We start from the raw sequence: 12,861 nt of genomic DNA on the forward strand, positions 1-12,861 counted from the left end.
CGCAATAACTGGGAGGGCTTAACGGTGTTCTTTGGTTATCCTAAAGACATCAGAAGAGTGATCTATACCACCAATGCGATAGAGTCGCTAAACAGCGTGATTCGGACAGCGGTGAATAAGCGTAAGGTGTTCCCATCTGATCAGGCAGCATTCAAAGTGGTGTACTTAGCAACCCAGCAGGCATCCAAAAAGTGGTCGATGCCAATCCGTAACTGGACGTCTGCTCTGAATCGTTTTATGATTATGTTTGATGACCGTATCAGCAAGCATTTAATCTAAACGGCAGTTACACAGAATTCGGGATGGTCTCCATAAGCCCTCAGGGCACCCCTATACATTCTTGATAGAGCTGTTCCAACCTTACAGTGACTCGACTACATCGCTATAATTCATTTTATTTAGTCCTTCTTTCAATCTATTTATGTTTCTAATGCTGTATTCATAATTAGATTTTTTCTCATACTCATCTAGTCTAGATTCCTGTAAATATAGACTAAATAGGTTGTCATAATCTTCTGAAAAATATATCCCATCTATAATAGATGTACCTAACTCCACTAATGTTCTCAAGCTTGCAATTTCTTCCTCTGTAAAAGCATCAATATCTTTTTTGTTCAAATTACCTGATAAAATTATAGTTAACTTGCTCTTATCTATCTGAAGTTCATAAATATTTGGGTAAATATAACGTTTAAACTCTATGTGATTTTTTATAATAGCTATTGCTTCTGATAGCTCTTTAGAACCTATCGATAACTCTGCTTTCAGATCTTTTTTTAAATCAACGAAACTAGGCTTAGCCCATTCCTCGTAAACGGGTAGTTTTCGTGCTATATACTCTATATTTTCCCGACTAAGGCTCTTTGTAAAAGTCTTTACTTTGTACTCATCTACTAAATAATCCGTCTGAAAGGTAAACACTTCACAAATTTTAGACAGCTCATTGAATTTATTATAGAAATTAAGAAGCCCAATTACTCCCATGTTTTCCAAATGCATTGTTCCTTCTGAGCTGTATGGATATCTAAATGTTTCACCAGTAGGGTCAATGCGGTTAAAATCTTGGATATAAGGTGCGATTTTTTCTACATAATCGTCCAGTCTTGAGTCTTTTGTTTGGTCAACAATGTCAACGAAAAGCGCCCACAGTCTTTCTATATCATGCGTTTTTACTAACTTTTCATTAATATCTCCTTTAACTTTAAAATAGTTAATAGTATGTATTTTTTGTTTGATATAAAGTTCAATAAAATGTCTAGCAGTAAATAATATAGGATAAATCGCTGTATCCATATTCCAAAGAAAAGCTTGTTCAGGTCTGTTGTAATCGTTATCAGGAATGTGTTGAGATAACACAGATTCTAACATTGCCAAAGTAGCTGATTGGTAACCATCAATATAAGCAAACATCCCTCTCCAGCCATTGTTACCAACACAGGCATTAAATTGAAAGTTGCTTTGTTCTTTACGAAATAAATCTGCTGTTTTACTCATATTTTCTCTATCTATTTCATGATTAGGATAAATACTAAGCTAACGCCTGTATTTAGAGTTTTGCACAAATCAAGCTGCTATCCCCAAGTAGGTAGAAGGGAAAGATTTGAACCCTTCAATATTTTCAAGTCCTCACTAGGGTGCCGAACACTGCTGTTAAACTTCAATCAATAGCAAATTCAGCATACTATCTTTGATTCTATTTTTTGAATATGAGCGTATGAACGAGACGATATCCTGAGTCACCAGCGGTAGAAACATACTCAAATTTTTCTCGTGCAATCAGGTTTATATAATAATACGTAGCGTAGTATTGTTCGAGTTGAGCTTGTGTTATTAAAAAAGGCGGTAAATCTTTATGTTTATCATCACGCTGCTTTTTTCCATCATAAGCAAACGATAATAGTAGTTGATTTGCTGTATTACTCAGCTCCATAACTCTCTGTGTGTAACGTGTACGTAGATTTTCTGGCTTAATATCTGGAAGAGCAACTAATGCACCGCGATCATAAATAGCATCTATTTGTCCAAGATCAGTAGAACTCAAATCAAAAATATTACCTACCCATATTTTGAGACTCTGACCTTTATGTTTAGCTTGATAACAGGTTAGACTAGGTGTGATTGAGTGTATTGATATTGTCGCCTGCAAGTCATTTTCAGCAAAAAACTGGGTGACTGCTATTTCTGATAACTCAACACCGACAACATCAAAACCCTCATTTAAAAACCATAGCATATCTATGCTTTTACCACATAGAGGCACAAAAACACGTCCATTTTTAGGTACATTTAAGGCTTTAAAATGATCTATTAGCATAGGATTTGGGGTTTTTTGGGTAAAGTCAGTCTGGCTCTTTTTCCATGCATTTTGCCAAAACTCAGGGTTCATAACATTAACCTTTATTTTTAAGAGTTAGCTTTAGATGTGATTGGTGGTATGCGGGTGTCTGATAGTATGAATCTATTCAATAAATAATATTCAGTTTAGTATTCAAGATACTCTCTGATAGGACGCTTCTTAAACTGTGAAGCATCTTTTTTAAGACGGTTAATCATTTCAAACTCCCACATCTTAGGGTCTTGACCTGCTGGACTGGTAGAGCTAACCAAATGGTTGTAATCGGCAACAAAGCTAGGATTACGAGCAATACGCCCTAGCTGCTTATCATTCAACCCGTCAACCGTAAACATATCTGCTGTATTAGCGTCACGCTCTTCACTAACTACATCAGTCTTAGCTTTTGGCTTTTCATGAACAGTGAAAGTAAAACCTATAATCTTGCGACCTTTTTTCTTTTGAGTATAGTTAATATTGAGGTCTGATTTTTCGTTTATCTCTTCAACGGCAAGGTCTAGCACTCGTATTTTAAAGTTACTCATTGCTTTGTATTCATCATCTTCAACTCCAAGCTGCCCCCTAAACTCTTGCAATTCAAACATAGGGGTTTTTTTAGCTTGTTTCCATTGAACTAGAAGCTCATAAAGTCTTACCGAGTAATTACTGGTCATCGTAGCCGTCTGTTCTAATAAATATTTAGTGAAAAACTCTTCAGCACCATCAATGCGAGTAATCCCTTGTACTACAGCTGGAGTAAATACAACTTCAATTGCTCCTTCGTCATCTAGGTATCTAACTTGCGACAACCAACGAGACTTAACCAACTTACCTTCATCATCAATATAACTGAAACGTCTATTAAACAATGTATCTTCAGCTTCTTTCATCATCAAGTAGCCATTCTGTCTTGTCGTATCGAAAACCTCTGCATACCTAAGAGCATCAATACGTAAGGGCGTTTCTGCTGTCAAACCTTTGCCTGTTTCCCTAGCATCAACGACCGCGAGTTGAACGATACGTATTTCAGCAAGCTTCAGATTCTGTAAAACTGTGTTTAGATGGTGAGTTTTTACCACTAGATTAGATTTAGCCATTCCTGCTACCTTTTAATTACTTTATTAAGATCCGCAATTAAGATAACATAAATATATTAGTAATTAAATACCTTAAATATATTAGTAATTAAAAGGTAAGTAAACGTAAGCTTATGGGTAAGTAAACGTAAGCTTATGGGTAAGTAAACGTAAGCTTATGGGTAAGTAAACGTAATTAAATGGAGGTCGTAGCCCTTTAATACCAATGGATACAGAGGTCTTAAAAGCATTTAAAAGCATTAAAAGCATTAAAAGCCTTTTTGGTTGTTGATAACTAAAAGAACAAACAGAAGAAAAGAGCCAAAAAACGCTATTGATAACTTTATTCTAATTCTCTTCTGAAGAAGTAAAAAGAGAGTTTAATTCTTCAGTACTTATATCTTCATAGCTAGTATCAAATTCTTTTATGTCGGTTGATTTTTTCTTAACAATAGCCCTAAGTTCGGACATTGATACAGATGGTTTTTTTGCTTCAGTGTTGAGAGTAGGATTAACTCCATTCCCATCATCAACTTTATTGTCTTTACTATTTTCAGCTGATAAAGCGTTTTTATTAGCATGATAACTTTTTCGGATTGCTTCATAGGTGACGGTTATCTTAAATTTGTCTTCAATCATTTTTCTTACTTGGTGAAAAGTATGGTTGGTAGTTTCATCATCGTATGTATCAACCAAAAAACGTATTGCTTGTTTAGTTAGCTTGGATTTAGCCATACGTTACCCCTTAAATTAAGTTAAATAAGACCATACAACTAAATACAACTAAATACAACTAAATACAACTAATACTTGCTACTAAAACAACCAAATACAACTATAACCAACTATAACCAACTATAACCAACTATAACCAAGTTAAAGGCAAAAAATCAGGGCAAAAAAGGGGTGAAAGGGCAGGGATTAAGCAATATTTTTTGATTGCAGGATAGGCTTACGCCGACAAAATTATATAATTTTGTGATAGGCAGTAATTTTACTTTCTATTGTGGTTGTCTTTGCGAATGTTTGGATTACTACCAGCGTTTGCTAGAAACTCTTTTTTGGGCTTTGCTTAAAGTCTCGCTTAGATGCTGGCATTTTGCTTACTACTTAATCTCTAAGTGTGGCGCTTGTGAGCGTCTTATCTTCTGCTCTACGCGCTTTTGTATTCCCTTGCCCCAATTGGTTGCTCTCAATGCCACTAGCTGCCTAAAGTTCTCGTCCTCGCTCATCTGTATGGCGTTTAGTGCTGACTGGTCTATCCAGTCCAGCGTCAATTGACTAGGCTGTCCTTGCTCTGTCTTGTCGCTCATAATCTACCTTCAATCTGTCATAGTTAAGTTAGTCAAAACGTCATATTTAGTCATCATCGCTATTTCTGTGACTATCTAAAAACTCTTGCTCTTCTTCAGTCAAAGCCTTACCTAGTCTTTGTTTCTGCTTAACAAGGTCTAAAAAAATATCGTCCATATAGCCGTTTTCAGGGTTGTTACCGTACTCTTGAAGGTTTTGAATAGAGTCTGAAATAGACATTTTGTACCCCTCTTAGTTATTTGATTTCTAAGTGTGGTGCTTGTGAGCGTCTTATCCGCTGGTCTGATAGCTTCTGTGCGTCCTTCGCCCAGTTGGTAGCTCTTGATGCTACCAACTGCCTAAAGTTCTCGTCCTCGCTCATCTGTATGGCGTTCAGTGCTGACCTGTCTAACCAGTCTTGCACTAGCTTGTTTGGCTCTCGCTTCTCACTCATAATCTACCTTCAATCTGTCATAGTTAGTCTTAACTTAGGTCTTTCCGAATATTGAAATTACATTTATTGAAGACAAAAGAAAAATCACTCTTTATCATCCCTACTTTTGAGTTGGGCTTCCAACTTCTCAATATCCTGCTTTAACGCTGTGAGCTGCTTCTGCTCTAGTGCATAGCTATCTGATAGTGCGCTATATGAGCTGTCTAGCGCCTGATGTTTCGCTTCTAGCTTTGCATAGGTGCTGTTAAGCTGATTATTAGACGATGTTAGCTTGTCACGCTCTGCTATGATTGCTTTAAGTTCGCCTTTCACTTCTGCGTTATCTTGCTTGGCTTGGTCACGCTCTGCTGTCACCGACTTTAAGTCTGCTTTAGTTTCTTTAAGATCCTGCTTCAATCGCTGAATCTCTGTTTTCTGACTGTCAGCTGTAGCTTCCCATTTTGCGTTATCTGACAAACTTGCAGTAAGTCCTGTTTGTGTCTTATCCAATGTCATGCGTACTTCAGCAAGCTGTGTCTGTGCAGTATCTGCTTTGGTGCGTTCAAGCTCCAGCTGATGTTGTGTGTCACTCAATGATTGCTTAAGCGTATCACGTTCAGCTATAGCTTTTTTAGTGGTTACAGCCGCATTTTCTGCGGTGTCTGTCACATCATCAAGCTGTTTGAGTAGGTCTCCCTGTTCTATTTCTAGCGTCTTGACTGATTCTGTTAGCTCATCAACATCCTGCTGTGCTTTTGCTTTAATAACGTCCAATGCTTCACGTTCTTTAGCTAAACGGTCATTAGCAATATCAATAGCAGTCTGCCACATATCAGCACCCAACACCTGCAACCTTTCATTGATGCCACTAGGCAAGTCTACTTGTTTTAACTCTTGCTCGTCTTGGTGGTCTTGTCGCCATGACTTCATAGCATCTGAGATGGTGGTAAATGAGCCACCACCTAATGCTTTGCGCACTTCTGACAAGGTAGGCTTGATGCCCTTGTTGTGTAGCTCATCTGCTTTTACGTGAATTTGCTGCGTAGTGAGAGCCATAGTTTAGTAATCCCTGTATTTGATAGCAGTATCATATTATTTGTATTTATTGTATGTAATATAATACATTATACAACATATTACAATAGGAAAATAGATAATTAAAGATTGGATAACAAACTGATTCAAAAGCCTTGAGGGTATAATGTCAGTTGATACTGAAAATGAAGTTAATGATATGATAACTAACGAGTAGCTCTAGTTGCAGTAATCTGTTATTAATGATTCTATAAGTGTATTTGTCTTAGTATGGGCTGAAATATAGCCTATAAAGATGTAATTCAAAAAAGAGGTAAAAAGTGGCAAGAGCCAAAAATAAGTTAGTAATGCCGTTCTTAAAATGGGTAGGTGGCAAACGACAGTTAATGAACGAAATTGAACCATTGATTCCTAGCAAAATCTCTACATACTATGAGCCTTTCATAGGTGGCGGTGCTGTATTCCTTAATCAGCAACCTAAAAAAGCTGTTATTAACGACTACAATGCTGAGCTTATTAATGTATATAAAATGGTTAGGGATAATGTAGAAGAGCTAATCGAAGACCTAGCCACGCATGAAAATGAGTCTGAATATTTTTATAAAATCAGACTCCAAGATAGGGAAGAGGGTTTTGATGAATTATCTGCGTTGAAACGTGCTTCAAGAGTTATTTATCTTAACAAGACATGCTTTAATGGACTCTATAGAGTCAATAGTTCAGGTGAATTTAATACACCTTTTGGGCGCTATAAAAGTCCTAATATTGTCAATGAGCCAGTATTAAGAGCCGTTAGTAAGTACCTGCAAAATAATAATATACAGCTTCTGAGTGGTGATTTTGAAGATGCTCTTAAAGGGGCACGCAAAGGTGCTTTTGTTTATCTTGATCCTCCGTATGATCCATTGTCAAAAAGCTCTAACTTTACAGGCTATGTAGAAGGTGGGTTTGGCTCTGACCAGCAAGAAAGATTAAGAGATGTTTGTGTCAATTTACACCAAAAAGGGGTAAATTTTTTGCTATCAAATTCTGCTACTTCTTTTATCAAAGACTTATACCAAGACTTTGAAATAATAGAGGTTGGCGCTAAACGTCATATTAATTCGGTAGCCAGCAAGAGGGGTGAGGTTACAGAGGTTTTGGTGAGAAACTATGAATAAACCTAAGAAAACTCTTATTGATACAGCATGGGAAAATCTTTTTGCAAAATATTCTATTCTTGAGCATATAAATAAAGAAGGTGTATTTAATATTACATCAGCGCAAATTAACGAATTTCATCAGGCAAGATTGATGGCGAAATTCGATTATCAAGAAAAGTTACCTCAAATCTTTTTGCAAAATGAGTTAGCTATTTTACCTATGACTAATCGCAGCTATGTAATCGGAAGATTTAATATATTTGAAAACATCACAAATAATAAGCAATTAGAGACAAAAGACGCAAAGAAGCTACCGCACCATATAACCGCTATCGATATTGATCATATAAGCAGTGAAACCACTGCTCTTCTGTGTGCAAATATATGTGGAATATTAGAATCATTCTTTGGTGAAGAGGTATTCACTCATGTGATAGGCGGAAGAATGGGATCGGGAGATTTTGAATTCAAACTCTGTGATATCAACTTTTCAGTATCAAAATCTCAGATTGAGATTGACGGTGGCTTTGAGTCTGAGAACTATATCTACCTTGTCGAAGTAAAAAACCTAATACATGATAATTTTTTAGTAAGGCAGATTTACTATCCTTATAGGACTTGGACTAAAAAACTTGAAGAGAAAAATATAGATAAAAAGGTACGTAATATTTTTCTAACCTACTCGGATGGTAATTTCTATTTGAGAGAATACGTATTTGAGAATCCAGAAGATCCAAGCTCGATAAAAATGGTCAATGAAGACAGATATAGTATTGTTAAAGATGCTCTAAACTTAGAAAGTCTGCGAGAAATCCTCAATAATGTTGCGATTGTCGAAGAACCTGAATCACCCTTCCCTCAATGTGATGATTTAGACAAAGTAATTAATTTATGCGAACTGCTTTGCTATAAAAACGAGGAAATGTCTAAAGCTGAAGTTTCAGAAGAGTTCCGCTTCGTAGGTAGGCAAGCAGCCTATTACGGAGATGGAGCAAGATATCTTAATTTGATTGTCTACAATAAAAATAAAACCTATAGCTTAACGCCAGTAGGAGAAAAGGTTTTTTCTCAGTCTCTTCAGCAAAGACAAATTGAATTGGTACGTATCATCCTATCTCACAAGCCTTTTAATATTGTCATGAGAGACTATATTGAACAAACTGAATGTCCTTCCACTAAAAGAATTGTAGAGTTACTGAAAGATTATGATATGTACAATGTGAAAAAAGAGACTACTTTTAGAAGGCGCTGTAGCACAATCAAAAGTTGGGTCAACTGGATTTTAGAAAGAGTAGAGAACTAAATATCTTTTTTTATTTCAATTTTGAATGTAAAACCGCTGATATTACGTACTTCTCTATGTTGTTCATAGCTGACGCAAATATCCGTATTTTCATTAATTTGAGCAATCGAGTAATCAAGAACTTGTCTTTTAAAGTCAAACATACGCTTGTACTCACCTTCTAAAATGCCTAGCTTATGCCTTAATTCTTCTAAACTTACTCTTGACGTTCCACCAGTACGATGCAAAGTAGTTAAAAGCTCATACAGACGTATGGTATGAGCGTTATTCAGATTAACCACTTTTCTTATATCATAGCTCGTAAGATGTTGCTCCAAATCGACTATTGATGAAATGACAGCAGGAGCTAGATTTAGAGAGACTGTATTCGTTTCATTCAAGTAAGCTATGTCAATCACCCAATGACTAGTTCTGTGCCAAAGATTGCCATTATTAGCTTGTTCAGTATAGCTAAATTGACGCTTGAACAGGCTTCTACAAGTATCTTGCATTAAAGAGTATGCCGACTCTTTAGGCACATCAAACATATCTGCATATCTTTCTGCTGACACCTCAATACGATTTCCTAACAAATTATTTAACTCAGCTGCATCTAGCAACTCTTTAGCTATTATCAGAGTGAGCAGCAGCAACCTATTTTCGGATAGGTTAAGGCTATAACTAGCACTAATTAACGCACTCTCTTTCACTGGTAAATCAGTTACCGCCATAAAATAAAATCCTTAATCTATCATTTGATTGTTTTTGAGAAAGCTTTTACTACTCAAGCATATCTGCTAAAAATTCTAGAAGTTCGGGTAGATCAAACTCTCCTTCCGTAAATCCATACTTTTCACAATCGTCAGGAATAATTACTGTTTGACCGGCAAACCTTGAGTCTTCGCTAATAATACGTAACGTACTAACAAGTTCATCTCGTACTACTGATGGTATTTGCGAGTCCAGTAGCTCATCATCTTCTACTGATAATTTATTGATATTAATTGTCAAATTTTCTATCTTTATCATAGCTATAAGCCTTTAAAAATTGTTGATAGATTGAGTTTATTTTATTTGTTTAATATTCAAGGTACTCTCTAATAGGGCGCTTCTTAAATTGTGAAGGATCTTTTTTAAGTCGATTAAGCATTTCAAACTCCCACCCTTGCTGCGACTGCCCAGCTGGGCTAGTGGGGCTTACTAAATGATTGTATTCTGCCATAAAAGCAGGATTGCGAACGATACGTCCTAGCTGTTTATCATTTAGTCCTTCAACCGTAAACATATCAGCAGTATCAACATCACGCAGCTTACTTACTTTGTCAGTCTTAGCCTTCAGCTTCTCATGAACTGTAAACTTAAAGCCCGTAATTGTCCTACCTTTTTTCACCTGTAAATAACTGACTTTAATATCTGATTTTTCATTGATTTCTTTAACGGCAAGGTCTAAAACCCTTAGTTTAAAGTTCCCCATACGTTTGTATTCATGCTCTTCTATACCTAACTGTTCTCTGAACTTATCAAGCTCAAACAAAGGCGTATTTTTAGCAGCTACCCACTGTACTAGTAGTTCATACAACCTAACGGAATAAATACTATCCATACTGGCGGTTTGCTCAAGCAAATATGAAGTGAAAAAATCTTCTGCACCATCAATACGGCTAATACCATTAACCACAGCAAGCGTAAAGACCAACTCGATTGCACCTTCATCGTCAAGATAGGTAACTTGCTGAATCCAACGTGACTTAATAAGCTTTCCTCTTTCGTCTATATAACTAAAACGCCTATTAAATAAGTTTTCCTCAGCATCTTTCATACGCTGATAACCATTTTGCCGTGTGGTTTCAAACATTTCAGCATATCTTAAAGCATCAATACGTAGCGGCTTATCGGTGCTTAGCCCTGTATTGGTTTCTCTAGCATCTACTATTGCCAACTGAATAATACGAATTTCGGGTAACGATAGGTTTTGTAATGCTGAATTTAGCTGGTTTGTCTTGACTACTAAGTTGCCCTTTGACATCTGCTTTACCTATGATCTATATTAATGACTACATTAACACAATCACGTATATATAACTACAAATAAAATCAAGTAAACTAATGGTAACTAGAAGTAGTCATATGGGTAACTAGAAGTAGTCATATGGGTAACTAGAAGTAGTCATATGGGTAACTAGAAGTAGTCATATGGACGCTACAGCCCTTTAATACCAATGGATACAGAGGGCTTAAAAGCTGTTAAAAGCATTTAAAAGCATAAAAAGCATTTTTTTTATTTTTTACTAATGAAAAAGACAAAAGAAAAAAGCACTAGTTACCACAAAATATTAGGGTTTTTTATACTCTCTTGGATCAGGTGATCGATCAATTATTTATTTCTAACTTATTCATTAGTTTGTTTTTAACCATTAGTAATGGGCTATAGAAACTACTCTATATACCTACAGAATTAGATTCAACAGCCTTCATTCTCTATTTTGATAGATACCTAGCCCTTTCATATTTAACCCTCTCTATGGCGATTCTACGGCTTTCCAGCTGCATTACCTCATTCACCCTAGCAATTTCCTCTTGATTTAGACCATCAATTGCCATTAAGTAAGGCTCAACACGTTTTCTAAGGGTGTTATAGCTCTCTTCTGCAACGTTTTTATCCAATCTAGCCTTCTCATAGTCCATCAGAATGCTATTTGCCGCTTTCACAGTCGGTTCTACTTGCTCAATAACGGCTGCTGTGACCTTTTCCCCATAACTAGCCTTACTTTCAAACAGTTCAGGCTTGGGTGATACGGTTGTAATACTAAAATCTCGCGCGTGATTGATATCGTGGTAATACTTCTTGATGCTGGTATGCTTGGCTTTAGAGCCTTCTTTACCCCTCGTTAGCCCTAAATCAGCGACCGTCTTAGCAAAATCGGTTTGCATTTGGTTTAACTTAACTCTGCCACCTAGAAAATTCTTACAGTTGAGCTTCCCTTTTTGGTCAATAGGAATAACATAAGCGACCAGCTGCGGTGTGCTTATGTCCCGATGAACACTCATACTTGCAATGTTTTCTTCTCCATGCTGATCAATGAGCCACTGAGCAGATCTCTTAAAAAACTCAGTTTCTTGGTTTTTTCCCCAGCCTTCCCATTCGGGACTGGTGGTTATCAAATACTCAATACATAGCACCGCATCCGAACGTCTTTTTTCAGGAAGTCGATCTTTTATTGCCTGTTTGACGGCTTCAGGGGTAGCAACGGTATGATGATTTTTAGGGGTAAGGTTGGGGTCAGCATTGGGCGTTTCTATCGTTCGATAGTTGTGTGCAAGACTGCCACCGATATTTCCCATCGTCTTTAATTTTGCTGTCCTCAAAATTGCATAGTTCATCGTCACTTTTTTCCTATAATTGGGTATTATTTCACTAAAGTGTACCTACTACACCATAAATTCACCTGTTAGGAAAGCGTCATTTTTGGCGCAAAAGGCGGTAAAAAAGGGTTGTTTTTCACTGTTTTTCAACTTGGCTGTTTACAGATTGTAAACACCTTTTTTCTTTATAAATCAATAACTAAGAACGATTTTGTTTGCAATTTGTATACACCTGAATTTCAATAAACCTAACAATATCAGCTATTTGGCAGTCCCTTTAGGGTGCGTAAGGTGTAGTCATTAAATTAGGTGAGAAATAACGGATTTTTTATCTGTCGTAAAATCTGCTACAAAAAAGGGGTTATAAGAGCGTTACTTCTCGTTTTTCACTGGCATAATCTTAGGCTGGTACAAACAACTTATTAACCTAAAAAAATCATCTGTAGCTACAGATGATTCTAGTAGCGGAGTTATTTATGAGCATGATCGGTGTATCAGTAGCTAGCAATAAAAGCCTTCAACTTGAAGCCACTCAAGAAGCCTACAATAGAGCTGTCGTGAAGCTTAATTTGCTATTGATTGACGATAAAACGCACGAAGAAGTGGTCAGAAGCAAGCTGTTTGAAGTCATGGATGAAAGAAATCAGCTGGGGAAGTACTCCACTTCTGATCTGTATGTCATGCAAAAAAGTATTGAGAAAAAGGTTGATGATTTTCTTGCTGGATTGAATGAGCAGACTATTACCGCTTAGATTAGCGAGAGATGGAACGCTAAAGTCATTGAGGTTTAATCACCTTTCGCTTATATTTGGGGTACGAATATAAGCGAAAGGTGATTGCTATGACTACAACTAATTATAATATACGGCTTGACCAGGATCTGAAGGATAGGTCTTTTTCTGTTC

The 12,861-nt window shown here is 36.6% G+C and carries 16 protein-coding genes; 4 read left to right on the forward strand and 12 right to left on the reverse strand.

From position 1 onward, the window contains the following. The coding region (locus ACQKCG_RS13325; protein WP_427585458.1) for a transposase at positions 1-279 on the forward strand (279 nt) is incomplete at its 5' end. Positions 280-360: 81 nt separating this feature from the next. Here the strand turns inward: ACQKCG_RS13325 and ACQKCG_RS13330 are convergent. From ACQKCG_RS13330 to ACQKCG_RS13365, 8 genes are all read right to left on the reverse strand, one after another. Continuing rightward, the gene (locus ACQKCG_RS13330; RefSeq protein ID WP_427585459.1) at positions 361-1,494 is read right to left on the reverse strand and encodes a hypothetical protein; all 1,134 of its coding nucleotides are present in this window, start codon (positions 1,492-1,494) and stop codon (positions 361-363) included. A 199-nt stretch (positions 1,495-1,693) separates the two neighbouring features. Continuing rightward, positions 1,694-2,386: a thiopurine S-methyltransferase gene (locus ACQKCG_RS13335; RefSeq protein ID WP_427585460.1), complete on the reverse strand. Its 693-nt coding sequence runs from the start codon at positions 2,384-2,386 to the stop codon at positions 1,694-1,696. 95 nt (positions 2,387-2,481) lie between these two features. Continuing rightward, positions 2,482-3,429, reverse strand: a complete 948-nt coding sequence (gene repM, locus ACQKCG_RS13340) for a replication initiation protein RepM (RefSeq protein ID WP_427585461.1) — start codon at positions 3,427-3,429, stop codon at positions 2,482-2,484. A 327-nt stretch (positions 3,430-3,756) separates the two neighbouring features. Then, positions 3,757-4,143 (reverse strand): hypothetical protein, encoded by a 387-nt coding sequence (locus ACQKCG_RS13345; protein WP_427585462.1) that lies wholly within the window; start codon positions 4,141-4,143, stop codon positions 3,757-3,759. Positions 4,144-4,514: 371 nt separating this feature from the next. Then, positions 4,515-4,721, reverse strand: a complete 207-nt coding sequence (locus ACQKCG_RS13350) for a hypothetical protein (protein WP_427585463.1) — start codon at positions 4,719-4,721, stop codon at positions 4,515-4,517. A 46-nt stretch (positions 4,722-4,767) separates the two neighbouring features. Next, positions 4,768-4,941, reverse strand: coding sequence for a hypothetical protein (locus tag ACQKCG_RS13355; RefSeq protein ID WP_427585464.1), 174 nt, complete (start codon positions 4,939-4,941; stop codon positions 4,768-4,770). A gap of 16 nt (positions 4,942-4,957) precedes the next feature. After that, positions 4,958-5,155: a hypothetical protein gene (locus ACQKCG_RS13360; RefSeq protein ID WP_427585465.1), complete on the reverse strand. Its 198-nt coding sequence runs from the start codon at positions 5,153-5,155 to the stop codon at positions 4,958-4,960. 84 nt (positions 5,156-5,239) lie between these two features. After that, a complete protein-coding gene (locus tag ACQKCG_RS13365) occupies positions 5,240-6,190 on the reverse strand; it encodes a DNA-binding protein (RefSeq protein WP_427585466.1) in 951 nt (316 codons plus the stop codon). A 299-nt stretch (positions 6,191-6,489) separates the two neighbouring features. Between ACQKCG_RS13365 and ACQKCG_RS13370 the strand changes: the two genes are divergently transcribed. Together ACQKCG_RS13370 and ACQKCG_RS13375 are read left to right on the forward strand one after the other, a co-directional pair. Then, on the forward strand, positions 6,490-7,329 hold the full coding sequence (locus ACQKCG_RS13370) for a DNA adenine methylase (RefSeq protein ID WP_427585467.1): 840 nt from the start codon (positions 6,490-6,492) through the stop codon (positions 7,327-7,329). Continuing rightward, positions 7,322-8,614: a type II restriction enzyme gene (locus ACQKCG_RS13375; RefSeq protein WP_427585468.1), complete on the forward strand. Its 1,293-nt coding sequence runs from the start codon at positions 7,322-7,324 to the stop codon at positions 8,612-8,614. Before ACQKCG_RS13370 ends, ACQKCG_RS13375 begins: the two co-directional genes overlap by 8 nt. On the opposite strand, the gene repM (ACQKCG_RS13380) is transcribed toward ACQKCG_RS13375, so the two are convergent. The 4 genes from repM (ACQKCG_RS13380) to mobV all read right to left on the reverse strand — a co-directional run bounded on the left by repM (ACQKCG_RS13380) (position 8,611) and on the right by mobV (position 11,974). Further along, on the reverse strand, positions 8,611-9,324 hold the full coding sequence (gene repM / locus ACQKCG_RS13380) for a replication initiation protein RepM (RefSeq protein ID WP_427585469.1): 714 nt from the start codon (positions 9,322-9,324) through the stop codon (positions 8,611-8,613). The two genes, ACQKCG_RS13375 and repM (ACQKCG_RS13380), sit on opposite strands and share 4 nt — an antisense overlap. Positions 9,325-9,373: 49 nt before the next feature. Next, positions 9,374-9,622: a hypothetical protein gene (locus tag ACQKCG_RS13385; protein WP_427585470.1), complete on the reverse strand. Its 249-nt coding sequence runs from the start codon at positions 9,620-9,622 to the stop codon at positions 9,374-9,376. 49 nt (positions 9,623-9,671) lie between these two features. After that, positions 9,672-10,619: a replication initiation protein RepM gene (repM, locus tag ACQKCG_RS13390; protein WP_427585471.1), complete on the reverse strand. Its 948-nt coding sequence runs from the start codon at positions 10,617-10,619 to the stop codon at positions 9,672-9,674. 452 nt (positions 10,620-11,071) lie between these two features. Next, positions 11,072-11,974: a MobV family relaxase gene (gene mobV, locus ACQKCG_RS13395; RefSeq protein ID WP_427585472.1), complete on the reverse strand. Its 903-nt coding sequence runs from the start codon at positions 11,972-11,974 to the stop codon at positions 11,072-11,074. Between the two features lie 458 nt (positions 11,975-12,432). On the opposite strand from mobV, the gene ACQKCG_RS13400 reads away from it, so the two are divergent. Then, on the forward strand, positions 12,433-12,708 hold the full coding sequence (locus ACQKCG_RS13400) for a hypothetical protein (RefSeq protein ID WP_427585473.1): 276 nt from the start codon (positions 12,433-12,435) through the stop codon (positions 12,706-12,708). The last annotated feature ends 153 nt before the right edge of the window (positions 12,709-12,861 follow it).

It is taken from the genome of Psychrobacter sp. NPDC078929 (assembly GCF_050267985.1).
In the GTDB taxonomy this organism is placed as follows: Bacteria; Pseudomonadota; Gammaproteobacteria; order Pseudomonadales; family Moraxellaceae; genus Psychrobacter.